The sequence below is a fragment of the Flavobacterium plurextorum genome (assembly GCF_024638035.1).
GTDB lineage: Bacteria > Bacteroidota > Bacteroidia > Flavobacteriales > Flavobacteriaceae > Flavobacterium > Flavobacterium plurextorum.
On record NZ_CP100442.1, the window covers coordinates 5587156 to 5610911 of the forward strand.

Consider the following 23756-nt stretch of genomic DNA (forward strand, 5'->3'; position numbering starts at 1 on the left):
GAACATTAATTCTTAAAACTTACTATCATGAAAAGTTTAAAACTTATTTCATCAGGCATTGCTATGCTTATATGTTTCGTAACCATGGCACAGCAAAGAACTATTACAGGAACAGTTACAGATGTAAATTCTACTCCGCTTCCCGGCGCTAATGTCTTTATTAAAAAATCAAAAACATCTGCTGTCACCAATTTTGACGGAAAATATACTATTAAAGCTGAGAAAGGAGACGTTCTCGTTTTTAGTTATATTGGTATGAGTACTGAAAATGTTGTTGTAAAAAATTCAAATGTAATTAATGTTACATTGAAAGAAAGCGCTAACCAACTGCAAGAGGTTGTTACAACTGCTTATGCTTCTACAAAAAAGAAAATGACGACAGGATCCGTAATGATGATTCGAGGTACAGCGGCAGGCGTTGCAGTTTCATCAAATAACCAATATCTCGCGGCTCCGAGTGCTGCTATACGAGGAGTTGGATCAATTTTGCCTAAAAATGAACCCATGTATATTGTTGATGGTGTTCCTGTAAAAGCAGATCAAATGGCAAAAATTAATCCGAATGACATTGATGACGTAAAAGTTCTAAAAGACGAATCGGCCGCCTCTCTTTATGGCAGTAAAGCTGCAAACGGCGCTGTTGTAATTGTAACAAAAAATGAACTTTACAAAAATCTTTCGGAAAAAGAATTAGACAAAAAATTAAACATTATTAGACCAATTCCAGCTCAACCAACTCAGGAAGATTATGATACTTTTGTAGAAAATGCTTTTGAAAGCCCAAAAACAGCACCGCTTTCTACATTTTCTATTGATGTTGACAATGCTTCTTACACTAACATTAGACGTTTTTTGAACAACGGACAAGAAGTTCCAAAAGATGCTGTACGTGTCGAAGAAATGGTAAATTTCTTTAAATACAATTATCCACAGCCAAAAGACCAGCACCCGTTTTCTATTAACACTGAAGTAAGTGAGTCGCCTTGGAATTCAAAAAACAAAATTCTGAAAATTGGTTTGCAAGGAAAAAATATTCCAACCAATGATTTACCAGCTTCAAATCTTGTTTTCTTAATTGATGTTTCAGGATCGATGAGCGACATGAATAAACTTCCTTTACTAAAACAATCTTTAAAAATATTGGTAAATGAATTACGTGCAAAAGACAAAGTGGCAATTGTAGTTTATGCAGGAGCAGCCGGAGTGGTTTTGAAACCAACTACTGGAGATGAGAAAAAAACAATAATTGAGGCGCTGGATAAATTAGAAGCTGGAGGAAGTACTGCTGGCGGAGAAGGAATTGAACTTGCTTATAAAATTGCATCTGAGAATTTTATTAAAAATGGCAATAATCGCGTGATTCTAGCAACAGATGGCGATTTTAACGTGGGAAGCTCTTCTAATTCAGACATGGAAAAATTAATCGAAGAAAAAAGAAAAACTGGTGTTTTCTTAACTTGTCTGGGTTATGGAATGGGAAATTACAAAGACAGCAAAATGGAAATCTTAGCCGATAAAGGAAACGGAAATTATGCTTACATTGATAATATTCAGGAAGCCAATCGTTTTTTAGGAAAAGAATTTAAAGGTTCTATGTTTGCCATTGCCAAAGATGTAAAAATTCAGATCGAATTTAATCCGAAACAAGTTCAGGCGTATCGTTTGATTGGTTATGAAAACAGAAAACTTCGTCCAGAGGATTTTAAAAATGACGCTATTGATGCAGGAGAATTAGGAAGCAATCATACGGTTACAGCTTTGTATGAAATTATTCCAGCCGGCGTAAAAAGCGATTATTTAAATGTTCAGCCAGATGATTTAAAATACACTAAAACAGAAACTAATTCTGCTAATTACAGCAGTGAACTGGCGACAATAAAATTCCGTTACAAAAAACCAGACGGAGATAAAAGCATCGAAATGGTTCAGATAATTAACAATAAATCGGTTGCTTTAGATAAAGCGAGTGATGATTTAAAATTCAGCTCAGCCGTGGCTTGGTTTGGATTAAAATTAAGAGATTCTAAATTGATTGCTGACAAATCATCAGAAGAAATCGCGAAATTAGCCAAACAAGGAATATCAAATGACGGCGATGGTTATAAAGCTGAATTTATCCGTCTTGTAGAGACTTCAAAGCAGTATAATTAATAAATATTTTATTACATTTGGGTTCTAAAATCTAATCACTAATTTTTTTAAAAAACGTATGAACCCAATTTTAAGCCAAAATCTATTTTTAGTAAAAGAACATGTCGGAATGTTTAAAGCTGCTAACAATTATGATATTTACAATCCTGAAACGAATCAAATAACGATGAATTGCCGTGAGAACAATCTTGGTTTTTTCACAAAAATGATGCGTTTCACAGATTATAAAAGAATGACTCCTTTTAATGTTGAAATTACAACCGCTTCTGGAGAAAAATTAATTTCGGTAAAACGAGGTATTGCAGTTTTTCGCTCAACAGTTGAAATATTTGATGAGAAAGATAGATTGGTAGGAACCTTCAAACAAAAGTTCTTTTCTATTGGCGGGAAATTTGAAATCATGGATAAAAATGAAAAACCAGTTGCTACTTTACAAGGAAAATGGACAGGTTGGGACTTTAAATTTTCACACGAAAACAAACAACTTGCTCAAGTAAGTAAAAAATGGGCTGGTTTAGGTAAAGAGTTTTTTACAAGTGCTGACAATTACGTGCTTCAAATCGAAGACAATGTCGCAGCAGACAGTTCACTTAGACAATTAATTCTTGCTGCCGTAATGTGTATTGACATGGTTTTGAAAGAATAACAAAGTTGTTAAACTTAGATTAAGAAAATACTTGAAAGCATCATTTTAGTTTGCAAAAGCTTTATTTTTGTAATACTTAAAATGATGCTTTCAGCATTTCTAAACAATAAATCATGACAAGCTTAAAAAATAAAAATGCTCTTATTACAGGAGCTGGAAAAGGAATTGGAAAAGCAATTGCAATTGCTTTGGCAAAAGAAGGTGTAAACGTAATTCTGGTTTCAAGAACTCAAGCCGATGTTGATCAATTGGCAGATGAAACCACTAATTTAGGTGTTAAATCTTTAGCTCTTTCTGCAGATGTTTCTGATATTAATTCTATAAATACTGCCGTTGAAAAAGCTTTAGCTGAGTTTAAACATATTGATATTTTAATCAACAGCGCGGGAATTGCTTCTTTTGGAAAATTCCTTGATTTAGAACCTTCGGCTTTTGAAAAAATTATTCAGGTAAATTTAATGGGAACTTATTACGCAACACGCGCCGTAATCCCAAACATGATCGAAAGACAAACTGGCGATATTATTAATATCTCGTCAACTGCTGGTTTAAATGGTAATGCTCTAACAAGTGCATACAGTGCTTCTAAATTTGCAGTTTTAGGCTTAACTGATTCTCTTATGCATGAAATGAGAAAACACAACATACGTGTTACTGCTTTGACTCCAAGTACTGTTGCAACAGATATGGCAAAAGATTTAAACTTAACAGATGGAAATCCTGAAAAGGTTATGCAGTCTGAAGATATTGCCGAATTAGTTGTTGCACAGTTAAAATTAAACCGAAGAGTATTTATAAAAAGCAGCAGTATTTGGTCAACGAATCCTTAAAATTCGAATTGTTATTGGGACCTTCAAAAAATCTCTGATAAGCTTTGTCATAGTTTAAAACTTTGACAAAGCTCTTAACAGCCTTAACACAAAATCAAATGGAACAATATTTAAGACAATTAATAGCAATAGAATTTCAGGATAAAAAAGAAATTTTCACAGGTTTTCTTATTGATTATTCTGATGACTGGATTCTGCTTCGAAACAATCCTGTTGATTATATCTTGGATGGTTTTGTTATTTTAAAAAACAAAAATATCGAAGCTGTTCACAGAGATCAGGATTTGGCTTTTACAGAAAAAGTGATTCGTCTAAAAGGCTTAAAAACAAATGCCGAAGATATTATTCCGATTCGGGATTTGAATTCGATTTTAAATTTCATAAACAATAAACATGGTATTTTTCAGATTTCTAAAAAATCAGCAAAATCAGCTTATTTAGGAAAATTAATTTCTTTAAATGATGAAGAACTTCTAATTGATTTCTTGGATACAAAAGGTCAATTTGGCGGAGAATTAAGTTTTAATCCTGAAAAAATCCGAGTTATTGAATTTGACACCGATTATATCAATTCTTTGAAATTGGTGATTCCTGAAAATCAGAAATAAGATTTTTTAAAACAACAAAGCCCTTTTTTATAAAGGGCTTTGTTGTTTTTTATCATTTTGAAGAAGGAAACCCGAGCGATAGCGAATAGGCGAAGCAAATCACACTCGTCATTTCACATTAAAAATTTATAATCTTTGTCGACTCACTAGTGTGATTTCTCCCTTTGGTCGAAATGACAAACTATATGGTAACTTTGGATTACTTTAAAAAAATTAAGCTTCCGCTAATTTATTTACAAACTCCAAACGAACACTTCCGTCTTCATCAATTTTAGTTAAATTAATTTCCTGCAGCGTATTTATTAATTCAGGATTCCATGGTGTTTTTACTTTTACGTAATTCTCTGTAAAACCATGAATATAACCTTCTTTATTTTCTCCTTCAAAAAGAACTGTTCTGTTTGTTCCTAATTGAGTTTCATAAAATGCACGACGTTTTTTTACAGATAAACCGCGAAGCATTTTACTTCTTTTTGCTCTTACATTTGCGGGAACAACTCCAGGCATATCTATAGCTTCTGTATTATCTCTTTCAGAATAGGTGAAGACGTGTAAATACGAAATATCCATTTCGTTTAAGAAATGATACGTTTCTAAGAAATGCTCATCTGTTTCTCCTGGAAAACCAACAATTACGTCTACTCCTATACAAGCATGAGGCATCACTTCACGTATTTTATTCACTCGTTCTGTATACACTTCACGCAAATAACGACGTTTCATTAATTTCAAGATATCATTGCTTCCTGATTGTAACGGAATATGGAAATGCGGTACAAAAGTGCGGCTTTTTGAAACAAATTCTATCGTTTCATTTTTCAACAAGTTTGGCTCGATAGATGAAATTCTTAGACGTTCAATACCTTCAACTTTATCTAAAGCTTGAACTAATTCTAGAAAAGTATGTTCGTGTTTTTTATTTCCAAACTCTCCTTTTCCGTAATCTCCAATATTAACACCGGTTAAAACAATTTCTTTAATATTTTGAGCTGAAATTTCTTTAGCGTTCTGCAATACATTTTCTAAAGCATCACTTCTAGAAATTCCTCTTGCCAAAGGAATTGTACAATAGGTACATTTATAATCGCATCCGTCTTGAACTTTCAAGAAAGCTCGAGTACGATCTCCTATTGAATAACTTCCAACATAAAAATCAGCTTCAGCAATCTCGCATGAATGAACTTCACCCATGTCATTTTTGCTTAAGTCATGAATATAATCTGTGATCTTAAACTTTTCTGTAGCGCCAAGAACCAAATCAACTCCGTCAACATTTGCTAATTCTTCAGGTTTTAACTGCGCATAACATCCCACGGCTGCAACAAATGCCTTGTCATTAAGTTTCATTGCTTTCTTTACTACCTGCTTAAACTGCTTATCGGCATTATCTGTTACTGAACAAGTATTGATTACATAAATGTCTGCAACTTCTTCAAAATCGACACGGTCGAATCCTTCGTCATTAAAATTTCTGGCAATTGTAGATGTTTCTGAAAAATTCAGTTTACATCCAAGCGTATAAAAGGCAACTTTTTTTCTATTTTCCATGGGAACACACTACGTTTTAAGCAGTAAGATATTATATTTATGTCTCTTTTAAAGAGTTTGCAAATTTACGTACAATATTCTTTAAAATGAAATCAATAATACACTATATATCAATATTTTGCATTAAACGTCTATTTAAAATCGTCTTAATTAACCATATCGCAAATCGCAGGTATAATTAATTCTAAAAAAACAAAATCACGATTCAATAAGAATAAAATGACAAAAACATCGATTAAATGCAAATTACATCGATAAAGTGCGTTTTTTCAAGTATTGGCTTAAAATTTTCTTACATTTAACTTTGTTTAAGTCTTTAGCAAGATTTAATTCGGATTCTAAAATAAATGACCGTTATTACTAATATTATAACAATTCGAACATAACAATTTTGAAATTCAATCGTTATGTTGTTGTTTTGTTACAAAAAGCATGGGAACGCCGAAAACCAGAAAGAGTAGGCAAAAATTAAAAATTACAAATTCCATTATGAAAGCATTTTTACCCACAATCTGCTTAATGTTCTTAACCATCTTTAGTTCGCAAGCGCAAACTAATACTCCTGCTGCAAATCCATTTCCGTCTATCAGTACCTTAACAACTTGGGCGAGCTTAAATTCTCAATCTCAATTTGATATTGCTATTCGTGCAGTTGGATTTAAATTTGAAGTAAAAGAACCAGGCGAAGGATCTACAGCTTATACTTATATTCGTAAAGTTACGGTAAACGAAGTAAACTATACAGACAGAATTGTTTACAGAATTACAAACAATAACTCAGCAAGTATTATTTCATTAGTAACAGCTTCAACTGATTTGGTAAGTTTATACACACCTCAATTGGCTACTTTTAAAAATAACAACTGTAAAACTGAAATGTCTAAAGACAAAAACACAACTTGCAGCTGCTACGAAAGTGCAAACTTTGCGATTGACTTATGCGACGAGCGTGTTAAATTGACAATGGGAGACGGAAATAAGTATTTTGTTTCTGTAGCTAAAAAATAAAATACTTTTCTGGTATTTATAAAAACTTCGAGCTGTTTTCCAAATCTTTGCAAATCTTAAACGAGATGAGTTTACAAAGATTTGGGACACAATTCTTAGAACAATATTATACGTTTGGATTCTTTAATTCGTACCAAACTTCTAATTCTTCTTCATGCTCAAAAGAATTTACATATCGTAAACCTAATTTTTCGAGTGTTTTTCTTGAATTCTCATTTCCAGCATCTGCATAGGCATAAACTGCATCTGCTTTTAAATCATTAAAAGCATAATCTATAAAAGCTTTTCCAGCTTCAGTTGCATATCCTTTTCCCCAATGTTTCTCTATAAAGCGATAACCAATTTCATAGAAATTTTTATGGTTGTTGATTTCATCGGTAATAAATTTAATTCCGGACCAACCTAAAAACTCATTTGTTTCTTTTAGAATTACTGCCCAGCGTCCAGTTCCAAAATCTTTATATTGCTGCTGAAGATTTTCGATGTATGCCGCACTTTGTTCAATGGCAGTAACAGGTTTATTTCCGATGTAAATATGAACATTCGGATTAGAGTCTAATTCGAACATTCCATCAACATCTGAAATAATTACCTCACGCAATAGCAAACGATCAGTTTCGATTGGTTTTTTCATAAAAAATTAATTTAGAATATATTTTTGTACTACTTCGGCAACACCATCATTATTATTTGAAGCCACAATTACGTTTGCTCTATCACGTAATTCAGGCGTAACATTATCGACCCAAACACCTAAACCAGCGTATTCAATCATTGTTAAATCATTTCCTGCATTTCCAACCGCAATAATTTCACTTTGATGAATATTCAGCTTTTCGGCCAAAAGTTTTAAACTAGCAGCTTTATCAATTCCTTGCTGTGCTGCTTCTAAAAAAAACGGTTTAGACATCGAAACACTCAAATGCGGCATTGCTTCAATTAAATCATTTTCCACAGATTTTAAATAGGCTGGATTTTCTAGTAAAATACATTTTACAGCTGGTCGATCAATGTAATCTTTAAAGTTTGCCACTTTGCGATGCGCCATTCGTGTAATTTCCTTTTCAACTTCAATATATTCAGAATCTGTTTCGCTTATAATTTCATCATCCAAATAGGTTATGATATGCGTTTTCGTTTTCACACTGTAATCATACAAATCGTGAATTTGTTCAACAGTCAATTTCTGTTCAAATAAAACGTGATCATCTTTTGCCTGACTTATAATAGCACCATTAAACGAAATTATATAGGAATCATTCAAATCTAGTTCTAATTCCTTAGCATAAGAAGTCATTGCAGAAGTTGGTCTTCCAGAAGCCAAAACGACATAAACACCTTTTGCCTGAGCTTGTAAAAGTACTTTTTTATTTAAACCTGATATTTTATGATCATCTGTCAACAAGGTATCATCCATGTCGAGAACTAACATTTTGTATTGCATACTTTTTTTGTTTTCAGCGCTCAGTCTCCGTTTTCTATTTCCATTGTGACTGAAGACTTCTTTTAAATACTCATTCTGAAATTTTCGATAACTGGATTCGCTTTTGCAAAATCTGTTTCTTGAATAAAAATCTCAACAGCAAGATCTGTACGAGGGAAACCTCCTAAACGAGACGATTGAATATTATCTTTTTTAACTGTTTCTACACCTGCTTCTTCTAATTTTCCTTGTAAAGCAATTGCTAAAACTTCACTTCCTGAATACACCTTCATTAATCCCATAACACTTTATTTTTTTAATTCTAATTTCTGACTATTCTTCCTCTTCAATATCTTCTTCGTCCTCATCCAATTCTTCTTCACCTTCTTCATCCATATCAAAAAAATAAGGTTCTAACAGCATTTTATCTGTCAGAATCTCGATACGTTCTGTCAAAGTTTCAGCAAAAACTATACGCTGTGTTTTTGCAATGCTGTTTGAAATACGCATTATTTTAGTTTCATGACGTAATTTCAAAATAGGATCTGCATCGTCAAGAATAAACATTTTTAAACGGTTTACATTGTAACCTGCCGTCGAAAACATGTCGCTTAATTTATTTGGTGTTCCAATTAAAACATCAATTCCCGTAGAAATATAATTTTTATCGTAATCCATGTCACCTTTATCGTGTACACCGTAAACCTCAAGATTAGTATATTTTCCATACTTTTCAAAAAGCTCTTCCATTGCAAGAACCTTTTCTTTATCTTCAACAATAATCAAAGCACGAGGCGATTCTTCGGTTTTTCCTGCCAATTGCTGAATAACATTCAATACAATCGTAGTTGTTTTACCACTTCCTTCCGGAGAAACAATTAAACAATCCGCACCACTTTTTATAGTCGAAAAAGTTTCCTGCTGTAAAGCATTTGCTTCTGTTAAACCATTTTCAATTAGGGCGTCCTGTAATTTCTCGTTTATTTTTTTTAGTTTCATTTTTTTATGCTTTAAGCTTTAAGCTATACGCCGTAAGCAAAAATTATTTATAATTTTAACAGCCAAAAGCGTAAAGCTTGTAGCCTATTTCGCGAAGCTCCTATTTGCTTGCAAACATTTTAACATCATTTTCAGAAATTTCGTTTCCTCCTAAAATAATCAATCTTTCGACTACATTTCGAAGCTCACGAATATTTCCTGTCCAATCGTATTCTTGCAATAATTTTATGGCTTGCGCCGAAAATCCTTTTACAGAATTTCCCTGCTCTGAAGCAATTTTTTCTGCAAAATGTGTTATCAAAGCTGGTATATCGTCACGTCTTTCATTTAATGGCGGTACTTTTATTAATATAACTGCCAAACGATGGTATAAATCTTCACGGAAACGACCTTCGGCAATTTCTGTTTTCAAATCTTTATTGGTTGCAGCAACCACACGAACATCAACTTTAATATCCTTTTCTGCCCCGACTCTAGTAATCATATTTTCCTGAAGTGCGCGCAAAACTTTGGCTTGCGCCGAAAGACTCATATCACCAATTTCATCTAAGAAAATAGTTCCTTTATCAGCAGCTTCAAACTTTCCAGCACGATCTTTAACCGCCGATGTAAAAGCACCTTTTACGTGTCCGAACAATTCACTTTCGATCAATTCGCTCGGAATTGCAGCACAGTTAACTTCGATTAAAGGGTAATTAGATCGCTCACTTTTTTCATGCAATTGATGTGCGACTAATTCTTTACCTGTTCCGTTTGGACCAGTAATTAAAACTCTGGCTTCTGTTGGAGCTACTTTATCAATCATCACTTTAATATGATTAATTGATTCGCTCTCGCCTATCATTTCATAATTCTTACTGACTTTTTTCTTTAGAATTTTATTCTCAACAACTAATTGTTTTTTATCTAAAGCATTTCGAACTGTATTTAGCAAACGATTCAAATCTGGCGGTTTTGAAATGTAATCAAAAGCTCCTAAACGCATTGTATGAATCGCCGTTTCCATATCGCCATGACCTGAGATCATAACCATCGGAATTTCTGGTTTTATTTTTTTTGCTTCTTCTAAAACCTCAACACCATCCATTTTTGGCATTTTAATATCACACAGAACCAAATCGTAATCGTTGTTTTTTATTTTTTCAAGACCTGCAACTCCATCTTCAGCTTCATCAACTTGATACGAATCATTTTCTTCTGATAATATTTTTACCAAAACTCTTCTGATTGCTGCTTCGTCTTCGATAATTAGTATTTTACTCATTTTTTCTTCTAAGGTTCAAAGTTGCAAAGGTATAGAGAGACAAAGTTTAAAATCTTTGCTGCTATAGTTCCTTGTTAACCTGTTATTAGTAATCTATCTTTTATGCTAGTACGTTTTTTAAGTTTTTAATTCTAAAGTTACAAAATTTCAAAAAACCTTTGAACCTTTGTCTCTCTGTAACTTTGCAACTTTCAAAAACTAGTACTTAAGCCACTTATACAATTCCTTCCAAGTTGGTTTTTTGCCGTACATTAAAATACCTACACGATAAATTTTTGCGGCGAACCAGACAACAAGGAAAAATGTAGCAAACAATAATGATACCGAAATTGCAATTTGCCACCACGGCACGCCAAACGGAATACGCATTAGCATGACAATTGGCGACGTAAGCGGAATCATTGAAAATGCGACCGCAACAGTCCCGTGCGGATCATTTACAACTGTAAAAAATCCAATATAAACACTTAAAATAAGAGGCATTAAAATTGGAAGTAAAAACTGCTGTGAATCGGTTTGATTGTCAACTGCTGCTCCAATTGCCGCATAGAATGAACTGTACAGAAAATAACCTCCTATAAAATATACTACAAACCCAATTATAATACTGGCAATTGGCAGATTCCATAATTCGGCAATATACATTTGCGCTGAACCTGAAAGTTGATGCTGTGCTGATTGCATTAATTCTGGCGAAATTCTAGCCGTTGGGCCAACGTTAACACCAAAAAATGTCGAAGCAGCAAACATTAAACCTAAACCAATAATTGCCCAAATCATAAACTGCAGAATTCCTGCTAATGAAGTTCCAACAATTTTACCAATCATTAACTGAAATGGTTTTACCGATGAAATGATGATTTCGATAATTCGATTGGTTTTTTCTTCGATTACACTTCGCATTACCATGTTTCCGTAAATGATAATAAACATCATAATCAAATAACCAAAAGCGCCTCCAATTGCAATTTTTATTTCGTTCAAGCCTTTTAAACTCTCTTCTCCTGATGCTTTAATCAAATGAATATTTACATCTGACTGCGCTTTTTGAATTGCCAAAGTATCCAGTTTTGCTTTTTCAAGATTTAGTTTGGTAATTTTATTTCCAATTATATCCTGAGTATTTTCTACAAAAGAAATACTTGGACTATTATTTGAAATAAATTCAATTTTACTTTCTAAATCTTTAATATCAGCTGTTTTTGGAATAACGATTAAACCGCTGAAATTTTCTTTTGTAATACTGTCTTTTAAAGCTTTTACCTCAATTTCAGATAAATTAAAATATTTAAATTCAGCTCCTTTTTTATTCTCTTTTAAAAAATCAGCAGCAAAAAGTCCGGTTTCGTCATGAATTGCAATACGCTTTGTTTCTGCTTTCATTGAACTTAAATAACCAATAAAAACAGCTATCGCTACAAACAAAAGCGGACTCAAAAAAGTCATGACAACAAAAGATTTATTGCGAACTTTTGCAATGAATTCTCTTTTTATAATCAACGAGATGATACTCATATTTAATTTTAGATTTTAGATTGTTGATTTAAATTTTAGTTCTTCACTCTAAAATCTAAAACTTATTTTCGGTAACTGTTTGAATAAAAATATCGTTTACACTTGGAATTTTTTCTACAAAGTGCGTCACTTGTCCGCGTTGTGTCAGCACATTCAATAATTCATTTGGAGCTGAATTTCCAATTTGGATATTTAATTTCAAATCGTCATTTAAAGATTTAAAATTCGCTGGCGAAACGGTAAATTTCTGTGTAATATCGTACATCAAACCTTCGACATTGTCTGTCAAAATTCCAACTTCAAAACTATTGGTTTTAAACTGGCGTTTTACGTCGCTTACTTTTCCTTCGATCAATTTATTCGATTTATGAATTAAAGCTATATGATCACAAAGCTCCTCAACGCTTTCCATTCGGTGTGTCGAGAAAATAATAGTTGAACCTTGTTCTTTTAATGCTAAAATTTCATCTTTTATAATATTGGCATTTACTGGGTCAAAACCCGAGAAAGGTTCGTCAAAAATCAGCAATTTTGGTTTATGCAAAACACAAACTACAAACTGAATTTTTTGTGCCATTCCTTTTGAGAGTTCTTGAATTTTCTTGTTCCACCAACCTTGAATACCTAAACGATCGAACCAATAATCCAGCTGTTTTTTTGCTTCGGCTTTAGAAAGTCCTTTCATTTGCGCCAGATACAAACACTGCTCTCCAACTTTCATCGAACTGTATAATCCTCTTTCTTCAGGAAGATATCCAATTGTTTGAACGTGTTTTGGCTGTAATTTTTCACCATCTAAAATTACTTCGCCGCTGTCTGGCATTGTAATTTGATTGATGATTCTGATCAGGGAAGTTTTTCCAGCTCCATTTGGACCTAAAAGTCCATAAATACTGCCTTTTGGCACATTTAATGAAACTTCGTTAAGCGCTACATAATTGCCATATTGTTTTACGACTTTATGTACTTCGAGTAAGTTGCTCATTTTATTTTTTAGGTTTTCTTTTAGTGGCTTTTTTATTTTTGCCAACAGTCTGTAAAAGTAAATAATTCACACGGAATCTACATTATAATACGCAAAAAACCCATTCTATTTATGTTTAGAATGGGTTTTGATTTTATGTGCATCTTCAAAAAAAGTACTGCTTATGAGAACATATCTTTTACTTTCTCGAAAAACGATTTCTCTGATTTTTCCGGGCTTGGTACAAAATGTTCATCATTTAGAGCTTTCTCAAAGAATTGTTTTTGCTCTTTATTTAATGTTTTTGGAGTCCAAACGTTTACGTGAACTAATAAATCACCACTTCCGTAACCGTTTATACTTGGAATTCCTTTTCCTTTTAATCTTAAGATTTTTCCAGATTGAATTCCTTCTTCCAATTTAATACGAACTTTTCCGTTAATTGCTTCGATGTCTTTTGAAGCTCCTAAAACAGCTTCTGGAAAACTAATATATAAATCGTAATGTATGTTCTCGCCTTCGCGTTTCAAGAATTCGTGTTCTAACTCTTCAATGGCAACGATTAAATCTCCTGGAATACTATTTCCTGGCGCATCATTTCCTTTGTTAGAAACTTTCAACTGCATTCCGTCAACAACACCAGCTGGAATTTTGATAGAAACTGTTTCGTCTTCTACCACCATTCCTTGTGCATCTGCTTCAGAAGGTTTTTTATCTAAAATTTGACCTGAACCTCCACAAGTAGGACAAGTTGACGCTGACTGCATTCTTCCTAAAATGGTATTTGTAACACGCATTACCTGACCTTGACCATTACAAGTCGTACAAGTTTTATACGTTACCCCTTTAGCTTGAACTTTACGTTTTACTTTTACTTTTTTCTCAACACCATTTGCAATCTCTTCTAAAGTAAGTTTCACTTTAATTCGAAGATTACTTCCTTTAGCACGACGAGGACCACCGCCTCCGCCTCCGAAACCACCAAATCCACCTCCAAAAATATCACCAAACTGGCTGAAAATGTCATCCATATTCATACCACCGTGGCCGCCGCCAAATCCGCCTGAACCATCAAAAGCTTGATGTCCGTATTGGTCGTATTTCGCTTTTTTGTTAGGATCGCTTAATACTTCGTAAGCTTCTGCCGCTAATTTAAAGTTTTCTTCTGCCTCTTTGTCGCCTGGATTTTTATCCGGGTGATATTTCAACGCACTTTTTCTGTACGCTTTTTTTATTTCGGCAGCATCAGCACTCTTAGAAATGCCTAGTATTTCGTAAAAATCTTTTTTCATAATTAGGTTAAATTCCAAATTTTAAAATACCAAATGCAAAAAAACATTTGAAATTTTTATTTGCATTTTAGTTTCCAACAACAACTTTAGGAAAACGAATAATCTTGTCTCCTAATTTGTATCCTTTTTCAATAACATCAACAATTTTGCCTTTTAATTTATCCGAAGGAGCTGGAATTTGAGTAATTGCTTCAGCAACATCTGCATTAAACGCATCACCTGCTTTAATATCAACTTGCTCTAAACCTTTAGAAATTAAAGTATTTTTCAATTTTTCATGAATCAACTCAACTCCTTTTTTCAAATTTTCATCGTCAGATTTATTGATCTCTACAGTTGCTCTGTCAAAATCATCTAAAACAGGAAGCATTGCCTGCAAAACGTCTTGATTTGCCGTTTTGAATAAGTCGATACGCTCCTTTGAAGTTCTTTTTTTGTAATTTTCAAATTCGGCAAATAATCTCAAAAACTTATCTTTTTCTTTTGCCAAGTCTTGAGCCAATTGCTCTTCAACACTTAATTCTTCAACAATTAACTGCTCACCGTTGGCATTGTTCTCTAACGTTACATCATCTAATTCCTGATCGAATTCTGTATTTTCCGTAGTCATATTACTTTTATTTTTAAAAATATTTTTAAACTTCATTTTTTATTCTTTCTGTTGGATTGCAAAAGTACTGCCAAATCTTATAAAATGTCAAATTGTCACTTTATTAGTTATGAGAGTTTTAAAAACCGAATCCTTCAATTAAAATTTAGTATAATTTTAAGACTATTACGTTTTAGTTTACGCTAAATTTGAGTTCAAAATTGGAAACTAAATTATTACCTATCAAAATTGAATTTAAGGGTTGGCTTCGGCCTCATAAATAATTATTAATTCAAGTTTACCTTATATTAAAAAAAGCTTCGCCTTATAGAGAGACGAAGCTTTTTTTTATGCTTTTACCTTTAACTTCTCGAAGCTTCTGATAAATAATTAATAACTACTGTTATTTAGAATATTTTTTTTGCACGGGCGGAGGGATTCGAACCCCCATCAACGGTTTTGGAGACCGCTATTCTACCCTTGAACTACGCCCGTAACTTAAGGTCGGCAAATTAAAAGTTTTTTTTCTTTACCAGCAACTATTTTACGAAGAGATTTAAAAAGAAATTCCTTTTAATCCCAGCAATACAAAGCAAAATCCTCGTAAATAACACATAACCTCCTGTGCTCTTTATGGTTAAGCATTAACCCAGCAAAGCATTTTTTAATCCTTCGAAATCTACAGAAATCTGCTCTCCTGTCACTAAATTTTTAAGAGCATAAGAATTTGAAGCTATTTCTTGATCTCCTGCAATCACTGCAAACGGAATCAAACGCTTATCAGCATACTGAAACTGTTTACCCACTTTTACATTGTCAGGATATAATTCTACTTTTATATTTTCTTTTCTTAATTTTTGAATGGCTTTTGAAGCATACAAAGCCTCATTATCTCCGTAATTGATAAACAATGCTTTTGAAGTCGCTGCAACAGTTTCTGGAAACAACTGCAGTTCTTCTAAAACCAAATAAATTCTATCCAATCCAAAAGAAATTCCAACACCGCTCATGTTTTTCAATCCAAAAATACCCGTCAAATCGTCGTATCTTCCACCGCCGCCAATCGAACCCATTGAAACAGTTTTTGGTGCCGCAACTTCAAAAATAGCTCCTGTATAATAATTTAAACCACGAGCAAGTGTCACATCAAGATCTAAAATTGCTGTAGACAAACCTAAAGTTGCCACATTGTCACAAATAAATTTAAGCTCCTCAACTCCTTTTGTTCCTTCTTCAGATGAGGCTAATAATTCTGAAAGCTGTTTAATTTTATCTGCAAATGTTCCAGTAAAGCTAAAAAGCGGCTGTACTTTTACCAACGCTTCTTCAGAAATACCTTTTTCGATCATTTCTTTCTTTACACCGTCTTCACCAATTTTATCCAATTTATCAAGAGCAACTGTAAAATCTATTAATTTATCAGACGCACCAATTACCTCAGCAATTCCAGATAATATTTTTCTATTATTGATTTTAATGGTTACACCTTCCAATCCTAAAGAGGTAAAAACAGTGTCATATAATTGAACCAATTCTACTTCTTGCCAAAGTGATTTTGAACCAACAACATCGGCATCACATTGATAGAATTCTCTGTAACGACCTCTTTGCGGGCGGTCAGCTCTCCAAACGGGTTGAATTTGATATCTTTTAAAAGGAAACTCAATTTCGTTTTGGTGCTGGACAACGTATCTCGCAAATGGAACTGTTAGATCGTAACGAAGTGCTTTTTCAGAAATTTTTCCTGTAAATTTATTCAGCTCGATTCTTTGATTAAGATCGATAGTTTCTGCCGAATTAACTTGCAGCGATTCTATAGATTCTGGCAATTCAATTTTATTTTTATTGAAGAAAAAATTCCCAGAGTTCAAAATTTTAAAAATCAAGCGGTCACCTTCTTCTCCATACTTTCCCATCAAGGTATCTGAATTTTCAAACGAAGGAGTTTCAATTGGCTGAAAACCAAATTTTTCAAAATTATTTTTTATCGTCTGAATTATATATTGACGTTTTGACACCTCTGCAGGCGAAAAATCTCTTGTCCCTTGTGGAATACTTGGTTTTGAAGCCATTTTGATTTAATATTTTAGATTGTTGATTTTAGATTTTAGATTTCTTTGAGATCTAAAATCTAAAAACTTTAAAATTAATTTATTTCTAGATTTTCTTTTTAGGTTGTTGGCTCATTAGACTTTCGACTTTATAACTTTCCAACTTTCGACTTAATTAAGTTTGCAAATATCTTACTTTTTAAAATAAATAATACGAGTTCGAAAACAAACTTGTAACAAAAAACGTATTTTCGTGACAAATTGGTCATGATGCTAAAATTATTTAAAGAAAATATCCGAATTGCTTTTGGTTCTATCAAAACACAATTATTGCGAACCATTCTTACCGTATTAATTATTGCTATCGGAATCACTGCTTTAGTTGGAATTCTTACTGTTGTGACAGCACTCGAGAATACTGTTTCGACCAATTTCGCTTCAATGGGCGCTAATACATTCAACATCAAACAGTATGCAAATACGGTTCGAAATCGTGGTGGAAAGGAACGTGAAGTTATTAATCCAATTATTTCCTATCCAGAAGCTGTTGCATTCAAAAACAAATACAAATATCCTTTTACCGAAACTTCTCTTTCATTTACTGCCACATCAAAAGCAGAAGTAAAATTTCAGGATACTAAAACTGATCCTGAAATTTCGATTATTGGTATCGACGAACATTATATTTCAAATTCTGGTTTAGAAACAACTTTAGGAAGATCTTTTAATCAATTTGATATCGACAATAATACTTATACCTGTATTGTTGGTTCTGATTTTGAAAAAGGTTTATTGAAAGATGTCAACCCAATTGACAAAGTTATTTCAATACGAGGCGCTCGTTTTAAGGTAATTGGAGTTTTAAAAGAAAAAGGATCTACTTTTGGAAACAGTCAGGATTTACGAGTTCTAATTCCTATTCAAGTAGCGAGATCTTTATTTACGGCTCCCAATATTAATTATACGATGAGTGTGATGGTATCTAAAAAAGAACTTTTAGATCAAGCTGTTGATGATGCAACAAGTGTTATGCGCAGAGTTCGCAAATTAAGTCCAGTACAAGATAATAATTTCGGAATCGGACGAAGTGATGATTTAATTAATCGAATTTTAGGAATCACAAAATATTTAGGATGGGCTTCGTGGATTATAAGTATCATTACTATTCTAGGTTCTTCAATTGCTTTGATGAATATCATGATTGTTTCTGTAACTGAACGCACTCGTGAAATTGGAGTTAGAAAAGCTCTGGGTGCTACAAAAGTTACCATTTCGGTTCAGTTTTTCATTGAAACCTTATTAATAGGACAAATTGGCGGTTTAGTTGGTATTGTTTTAGGAATCTTGGTAGGTTTTGCTTTTGCTGCCGCAATGAACTTCGCATTTGTAATTCCGTGGATGGCGATTTTTGCTGCTTTCGCAACCAGTTTTATGGTTGCAATTGTTTCCGGATTATATCCTGCAATTAAAGCTTCAAAACTAGATCCAATTGAAGCACTTCGATACGAATAATTCCTTAGTATTCAGTGTTCAGTTCATTGAAAACGCTTTAGAATACTCTATTTACTGAACACTTAAATATTCCCTTTAATCATACGATCGTTATCATAAATATCTTTTCGCAATTCGATATTTTTAAAATTCATTTCCTCCAATAAAACCGTCATTTCTTTTCCAAGATATTGGTTAATTTCAAAATACAGTTGACCGTTTTCCAGCAGATTCTTTTGAGCTAAAGAAGCAATTTTTCGATAAAAAATCAACGCATCGTTATCTTCAACAAAAAGTGCCAAATGCGGTTCATAATCAAGAACATTCTTCTTGATTTCTTCTTTTTCTAAATTGCGAACATAAGGCGGATTGGAAACAATTATATCATAATTTGATTTCAAAATTTCTAACTCCAGAACATTCTTAAGCATAAAAATTATTTCAACATTATTGCTTATTGCATTTCTCTTAGCAGTTTCAAGTGCTTTTTTCGAAACATCGATTGCATAAACTTCCGCATTTGGTAAATTTTTAGCCAATGAAATTGCTATACATCCGCTTCCTGTTCCTATATCTAGAATTTTAACCTTTTTCTTTTTATCAATTGCTTTATTTTCATTGATAATCCATTCGACCAATTCTTCAGTTTCTGGTCTTGGAATCAATACATTTTCATTTACTTCAAAATCCAAACCATAAAAATGTGTTTTTCCGAGTAAATACTGAATTGGAACTTCTTTTTTTAATTCTTCCAATATCGAATTCCATACTGTAAAATCAGCTTCACTAAAAGTCAAATCATGATTTAACGCCAAATCTATTTGCCTTAATTTATGTTTGTCTTCTAAAATCAAATAGAAAAAACTCTCCGCTTCGTATGCATCATAAAAAGGCGATAATTCTTTTATAAATTGAGTCCGGTATTGTTTAATTTTCATTTTTATATATCTCTTATTAGATAATCTTTTTAATTAGCAGTCAAACTGTACTGCTGTTTCAGAAACTTTCTTCACTGAATCTCCATTTTCAGCTTTTGAGGAAAGAAACAAAATCACTCGTTCTTCCTCGTAATTTCTGTTTGCCCCAAAAACAAAATCAAGCTTTCCATCTCCATCAATATCTCCTGCAAAAAGCAATTCTACAAACGTGTCATTAAACGACATTTCAGTTAAAAGCAGTTTTTCTGGATTATTCCCAACGGTTAAATACAGTTTATAATCTTCTACTTTCTTAAAAATCTCTATTTTATCATCGTCAGTACTCACTTGCTCTTCAGAAAGAACTTTTCCTTCTCCACGTAAAGTATAATTAAGATTCCCAAAAGTAAAATTCAACTTTTCTTTAGGCCAGATTTTATCTTCTTCAATTTTTACTGTTTTTACTTTCCCTGTTTTCAATTCAGGATAATCCATCAATAACAAAACTTTCTTTTTAGGCAAAATTGAGAGAACAGAATCACCTGAACATTCGCTGTATCCTTTTTCAATTTTAAAATTTGATTTTCCTAAAAAATACTCATCATTTTCCTGATACAACTCAATCCATTTCTCATTTAAAGCTTTTACAGGATTCTGATTATCATAAGTTCGATAGCTTTGTGGTATCAAAATATCAAATTCATTTTTAAATTCTTCTTCTGATGCTGCGTTTTTACTTTCACCAGCTACAATTACGGTGTCTTTTGCTATTACAGTATTTTTTCCTGATTTTTCTTCTTTAGTATTTTTACAAGAAAATAAAATTGAAATCAAAAGAAAACCAAAAACACTTTTTTTCATAAACTTATAATTTTTTCAACATCCATACAGGGCAAGAATCGTGCCCAGTAGAACCTAATGGCGCATCTAAATATTCGAAACCTGATTTTTTATATAATTTTTGAGCGGCGTGCATAAAAGGCATTGTTTCAATATAACATTTTTCAAAACCAAAATTTCTTGCCTGCTCTAAACATTTCTCCATCATTATGCTTCCAATTCCTAAACCGCGTGTTTCAGGCAAAAAATACATCTTTTGTAATTCACAAATCTTTGGATCACTATTTTCTAATGGAGCAATTCCTGCGCAGCCTAAAATCTCACCTTCGTTTTCAACTACAAAATAAACCGAATTTGGCTTACTGTATTCTTCAAACATTAAATCTAAATAGGGATCTTCGTATGCAGTGCCCACTTTTGGAATTTCCATTTCATCAAAAACCGATCTTATTAATTTCGCAACCGCCTGATTGTCTTTATTTTCAATTCTTCTTATAATCCAATTATTCATTTTCTTTGTATTATTCTAACCTATTGTAAATGTAAAATAGTTTTTTTGATCACTAATCGAATCTGAACCATTATTGAGACTAAACTCAAAAATAACTACTTTTGCAGGGTGAATATACATGAAAAATACATAAGACGCTGCATTGAACTAGCCAAAAATGGCTTCGGAACAACGTATCCAAACCCAATGGTTGGAAGTGTAATTGTCTATAATGATAAAATTATCGGGGAAGGCTGGCACAAAAAAGCAGGCGAACCACATGCTGAAGTAAATGCTGTGCGTTCTGTAAAAGACAAATCGCTTTTAAAAAAAGCTACAATTTATGTTAGCTTAGAACCTTGCAGTCATTTTGGAAAAACACCTCCGTGCTGTGATTTAATTATCGAAAATAAGATCCCGAATGTTGTCGTAGGAACGGTCGATCCAAATGAAAAAGTAGCTGGAAACGGAATCAGAAAACTTCTTGAAGCCGGCGCAAATGTTACTGTAGGAGTTTTGGAAGACGAGTGCAATGAACTCAATAAACGCTTTTTTACTTTTCATCAAAAAAAGAGGCCTTATATTATACTAAAATGGGCAGAAAGTCTGGACGGATATTTAGCTCCTGAAAAAGAAATTAATCAGGAACGTAAACCGGTTTGGATTACTAATAAATATTCCCGTCAATTAGTTCATAAATGGCGCAGTGAAGAACAGGCAATTTTAGTTGGCACACAAACTGTTATAGATGACAATCCGAAATTAAATGTCAGAGATTGGTCTGGAAACAATCCTGTTCGCGTGATTTTAGATCAAAATAACCGAATTTCAAAAGACAGTTTTATTTTTGATGACAGTGTAAAAACTATTGTTCTAACAAAATCAGAAAATAATATTTCGACTGAAAATACACTTTTTGAAAAGATTGAGTTTGATAATAATTCGATTGAAAATATTTTATCGGTTTTACATCAGCATCAAATTCAATCTATAATTATTGAAGGCGGAAAACAAACGCTGCAATCTTTTATTGATAAAAATATTTGGGACGAAGCCAGAATTTTTATTGGAAAGAATACGTTTGAAAAAGGTACGAAAGCACCAGAACTTAAAAAGAAGAACGAAGCGAAAACTCATATTCAGAACGACGAATTAATATATGTAAGAAATCATGATTGATACTATAATTTTTGACTTTGGTGATATTTTTATCAATCTAAACAAACAAGGAACTATTTCAGGATTACAAAAATTAGGATTAAAAGAATGGAATGCTGATCTTGATCGTTTAAATCTATTATTTGAAACTGGAGATATTTCGTATGATGATTTTGTAACTGGATTTCAAAAACAACTTCCAAATGCAAGCATTGAAGAAATTCTAGAAGCTTGGAATGCCGTTTTGGCTGATTTTCCTTCATATCGATTAGACTTTCTAAAAGAGCTCGCAAAAAAATATCGCTTGTTTTTATTAAGCAATACTGATTCTATTCATATTGCGACTTTCGAGAAAAAAAGCGGCGCACCATTTTATACTGATTTTTACAATTGTTTTGAGAAAGTTTATTTTTCTTTTGAAATGGGATTGAGAAAACCAGACCCAAAAATTTATCAAGTTTTACTTGACAAACATAATCTAGTTCCGGAAAACACTTTGTTTATCGACGACAAAACAGAAAACACAAACAGTGCCGCAACTTTAGGAATTAAAGTTTGGAATCTACAAGTTGGAAAAGAAGATGTTGTTGATTTATTTAACAAAGAGATATTATAAAAATACATTAACCACAGATTAAAAGTTTTTTTTCGATTTGCAAAAATCTGTGAGAATCTTTTTAATCTGTGGCAAAAAAACTCAATTTAGAATTTTAATTTTGGAATACAGCGATACTTATCAAACCATAGCAATTGAATCTGAAGAAGTGCTTTTTAAGGAAAAAGGCAGTAAATTCTTTGGTTACGCTTTTCCTATAGAAAACGAGGAGGAAGTAAAACCAATAATTGAGAATTTACGAAAACTTCATCCGCACGCTGTACATTATTGTTATGCTTATCAATTGGGCACGGCTCCAAAAATTTCCTATCGGGCAAATGATGACGGGGAACCGAGTAATACAGCCGGCGCACCCATTTATGGTCAGATACAATCTTTTGGGGTAACCAACGTTCTTATAGTTGTAGTTCGTATTTTTGGAGGCACTAAATTAGGTGTTGGCGGGTTAATTGCCGCTTATCGAACAACGGCACAAATGACATTAGAAGTTTGTGAGATTATCGAAAAAACAATCGATGTTCATTTTTTAATTTCGTTTGATTACAAAAACATGAACAAAGTAATGCGGGTTATAAAGGAAAAGAAACTCGAAATTACTTCTCAAGAAATGGAAATGGATGAAGATTCAGGACTTCCAATAGGCAAAATAATCACCAAAACGCGAAAAAAAAATGCCGAATCAGTATTCGACATTTTTGATTTAATGTTTGAAATCGATATTAAAATTATATAAATTAACATTAAAACGTATCTCATTTTAACAATTATTCAAGTGTTTTAAATAATTCTAAAATGTAATTTGGAGGCGCAGTTGGACGACCCGATTTTAACGAAATAAATACTAAAATAAACACTGCTGTTGTTAATAACTCATTTGACTCATTATAAATTGCGCAGTCGAATTCAATCTTAACAGAAGACTGACTTTTGAAGGTGGTATGAATTGTTAAAAGCTCATCATAACGCGCAGATTTTTTATAATTAATCTGCATCGAAACAATTGGCAGACCAATTCCGCTTTCTTCCATGCTTGCATACGAAATCCCTTTGTTTCTAAGCCATTCGACGCGTCCTATTTCAAAATACGGCACATAATTTCCGTGATAAACAACCCCCATTTGGTCAGTTTCAGAGTAACGAACACGCACTTGCGTTTGATGATTTTTCATTATTTACAGATTAAAAAAAATTAACTTTCAAAAACGTCCTTACAACATTTTTTTATAAAATTAGACCCCAAAATATTTTTTTTTACAGAAATTTGTTCACATATTTGTTATCCCGAAATACGGAATAAAATTGCTCCATTTTTATTAGGAGAATCTTTATCAATAATAAAAAAACTTATCTGAATTT

24 protein-coding genes and 1 tRNA gene are annotated in these 23756 nt (G+C 32.7%); 9 read left to right on the forward strand and 16 right to left on the reverse strand.

Going from position 1 to position 23756, the window contains the following annotated elements; translation table 11 throughout:
- The first annotated feature begins 27 nt into the window (after window positions 1–27).
- The 4 genes from NLG42_RS24260 (at window position 28) to NLG42_RS24275 (ending at window position 4235) form a co-directional block, all read left to right on the forward strand.
- Window positions 28–2151 (forward strand): vWA domain-containing protein, encoded by a 2124-nt coding sequence (locus NLG42_RS24260; protein ID WP_257682665.1) that lies wholly within the window; start codon window positions 28–30, stop codon window positions 2149–2151.
- A 58-nt stretch (window positions 2152–2209) separates the two neighbouring features.
- The gene (locus tag NLG42_RS24265; protein WP_089056280.1) at window positions 2210–2797 is read left to right on the forward strand and encodes an LURP-one-related/scramblase family protein; all 588 of its coding nucleotides are present in this window, start codon (window positions 2210–2212) and stop codon (window positions 2795–2797) included.
- Between the two features lie 113 nt (window positions 2798–2910).
- Window positions 2911–3627, forward strand: a complete 717-nt coding sequence (locus tag NLG42_RS24270) for a 3-ketoacyl-ACP reductase (RefSeq protein ID WP_089056281.1) — start codon at window positions 2911–2913, stop codon at window positions 3625–3627.
- A 98-nt stretch (window positions 3628–3725) separates the two neighbouring features.
- Complete coding sequence (locus NLG42_RS24275) at window positions 3726–4235, forward strand: hypothetical protein (RefSeq protein WP_089056282.1); 510 nt, start codon at window positions 3726–3728, stop codon at window positions 4233–4235.
- Window positions 4236–4448: 213 nt separating this feature from the next.
- Here the strand turns inward: NLG42_RS24275 and mtaB are convergent, their stop codons facing one another.
- Entirely contained in the window at window positions 4449–5783 is a 1335-nt protein-coding gene (gene mtaB, locus NLG42_RS24280; RefSeq protein WP_089056283.1) for a tRNA (N(6)-L-threonylcarbamoyladenosine(37)-C(2))-methylthiotransferase MtaB, read from the reverse strand.
- A gap of 489 nt (window positions 5784–6272) precedes the next feature.
- On the opposite strand from mtaB, the gene NLG42_RS24285 reads away from it, so the two are divergent.
- Complete coding sequence (locus NLG42_RS24285; protein ID WP_089053087.1) at window positions 6273–6791, forward strand: hypothetical protein; 519 nt, start codon at window positions 6273–6275, stop codon at window positions 6789–6791.
- Between the two features lie 106 nt (window positions 6792–6897).
- Here the strand turns inward: NLG42_RS24285 and NLG42_RS24290 are convergent, their stop codons facing one another.
- The 11 genes from NLG42_RS24290 to hisS all read right to left on the reverse strand — a co-directional run bounded on the left by NLG42_RS24290 (window position 6898) and on the right by hisS (window position 16909).
- Window positions 6898–7425: a GNAT family N-acetyltransferase gene (locus NLG42_RS24290; RefSeq protein ID WP_257682666.1), complete on the reverse strand. Its 528-nt coding sequence runs from the start codon at window positions 7423–7425 to the stop codon at window positions 6898–6900.
- A 6-nt stretch (window positions 7426–7431) separates the two neighbouring features.
- Window positions 7432–8235 carry a Cof-type HAD-IIB family hydrolase gene (locus NLG42_RS24295; RefSeq protein WP_257682667.1) on the reverse strand — a complete coding sequence of 268 codons (804 nt, stop codon included), beginning with the start codon at window positions 8233–8235 and terminating at the stop codon, window positions 7432–7434.
- Between the two features lie 62 nt (window positions 8236–8297).
- Window positions 8298–8516 (reverse strand): putative signal transducing protein, encoded by a 219-nt coding sequence (locus tag NLG42_RS24300; RefSeq protein ID WP_257682668.1) that lies wholly within the window; start codon window positions 8514–8516, stop codon window positions 8298–8300.
- A gap of 31 nt (window positions 8517–8547) precedes the next feature.
- Window positions 8548–9213: a DEAD/DEAH box helicase gene (locus NLG42_RS24305; protein ID WP_089056287.1), complete on the reverse strand. Its 666-nt coding sequence runs from the start codon at window positions 9211–9213 to the stop codon at window positions 8548–8550.
- Between the two features lie 100 nt (window positions 9214–9313).
- On the reverse strand, window positions 9314–10477 hold the full coding sequence (locus tag NLG42_RS24310; protein ID WP_089056288.1) for a sigma-54-dependent transcriptional regulator: 1164 nt from the start codon (window positions 10475–10477) through the stop codon (window positions 9314–9316).
- 198 nt (window positions 10478–10675) lie between these two features.
- Window positions 10676–11992, reverse strand: coding sequence for an ABC transporter permease (locus NLG42_RS24315; protein WP_099719528.1), 1317 nt, complete (start codon window positions 11990–11992; stop codon window positions 10676–10678).
- Between the two features lie 55 nt (window positions 11993–12047).
- Window positions 12048–12977 carry an ABC transporter ATP-binding protein gene (locus NLG42_RS24320; protein WP_089059451.1) on the reverse strand — a complete coding sequence of 310 codons (930 nt, stop codon included), beginning with the start codon at window positions 12975–12977 and terminating at the stop codon, window positions 12048–12050.
- A 161-nt stretch (window positions 12978–13138) separates the two neighbouring features.
- Entirely contained in the window at window positions 13139–14248 is a 1110-nt protein-coding gene (gene dnaJ / locus NLG42_RS24325) for a molecular chaperone DnaJ (protein WP_089052880.1), read from the reverse strand.
- A 67-nt stretch (window positions 14249–14315) separates the two neighbouring features.
- Window positions 14316–14894: a nucleotide exchange factor GrpE gene (locus tag NLG42_RS24330; RefSeq protein ID WP_089059446.1), complete on the reverse strand. Its 579-nt coding sequence runs from the start codon at window positions 14892–14894 to the stop codon at window positions 14316–14318.
- A gap of 367 nt (window positions 14895–15261) precedes the next feature.
- Window positions 15262–15332, reverse strand: a tRNA-Trp gene (locus tag NLG42_RS24335).
- A 149-nt stretch (window positions 15333–15481) separates the two neighbouring features.
- Window positions 15482–16909, reverse strand: a complete 1428-nt coding sequence (hisS, locus tag NLG42_RS24340; RefSeq protein WP_089059445.1) for a histidine--tRNA ligase — start codon at window positions 16907–16909, stop codon at window positions 15482–15484.
- Between the two features lie 246 nt (window positions 16910–17155).
- Here hisS and NLG42_RS24345 point away from each other — a divergent pair, with 246 nt between their 5' ends.
- On the forward strand, window positions 17156–18400 hold the full coding sequence (locus tag NLG42_RS24345) for an ABC transporter permease (protein ID WP_089059444.1): 1245 nt from the start codon (window positions 17156–17158) through the stop codon (window positions 18398–18400).
- A gap of 62 nt (window positions 18401–18462) precedes the next feature.
- Here the strand turns inward: NLG42_RS24345 and prmC are convergent, their stop codons facing one another.
- From prmC to NLG42_RS24360, 3 genes are read right to left on the reverse strand one after another with little or no spacing between them, the layout of a single operon-like run.
- A complete protein-coding gene (gene prmC / locus NLG42_RS24350; protein WP_257682669.1) occupies window positions 18463–19317 on the reverse strand; it encodes a peptide chain release factor N(5)-glutamine methyltransferase in 855 nt (284 codons plus the stop codon).
- Window positions 19318–19350: 33 nt separating this feature from the next.
- Complete coding sequence (locus NLG42_RS24355) at window positions 19351–20157, reverse strand: hypothetical protein (protein WP_257682670.1); 807 nt, start codon at window positions 20155–20157, stop codon at window positions 19351–19353.
- A 4-nt stretch (window positions 20158–20161) separates the two neighbouring features.
- Window positions 20162–20647: a GNAT family N-acetyltransferase gene (locus NLG42_RS24360; RefSeq protein WP_099719531.1), complete on the reverse strand. Its 486-nt coding sequence runs from the start codon at window positions 20645–20647 to the stop codon at window positions 20162–20164.
- 108 nt (window positions 20648–20755) lie between these two features.
- Here NLG42_RS24360 and ribD point away from each other — a divergent pair, with 108 nt between their 5' ends.
- From ribD to NLG42_RS24375, 3 genes are all read left to right on the forward strand, one after another.
- A complete protein-coding gene (ribD, locus tag NLG42_RS24365; RefSeq protein WP_089059440.1) occupies window positions 20756–21805 on the forward strand; it encodes a bifunctional diaminohydroxyphosphoribosylaminopyrimidine deaminase/5-amino-6-(5-phosphoribosylamino)uracil reductase RibD in 1050 nt (349 codons plus the stop codon).
- Complete coding sequence (locus NLG42_RS24370) at window positions 21798–22400, forward strand: HAD family hydrolase (RefSeq protein ID WP_257682671.1); 603 nt, start codon at window positions 21798–21800, stop codon at window positions 22398–22400. The genes ribD and NLG42_RS24370 overlap by 8 nt, the downstream gene beginning before the upstream one ends.
- 100 nt (window positions 22401–22500) lie before the next feature.
- Entirely contained in the window at window positions 22501–23133 is a 633-nt protein-coding gene (locus NLG42_RS24375; protein ID WP_099719639.1) for an IMPACT family protein, read from the forward strand.
- A gap of 31 nt (window positions 23134–23164) precedes the next feature.
- On the opposite strand, the gene NLG42_RS24380 is transcribed toward NLG42_RS24375, so the two are convergent.
- Window positions 23165–23569, reverse strand: a complete 405-nt coding sequence (locus NLG42_RS24380; protein WP_089052871.1) for an acyl-CoA thioesterase — start codon at window positions 23567–23569, stop codon at window positions 23165–23167.
- Between the last annotated feature and the right edge of the window lie 187 nt (window positions 23570–23756).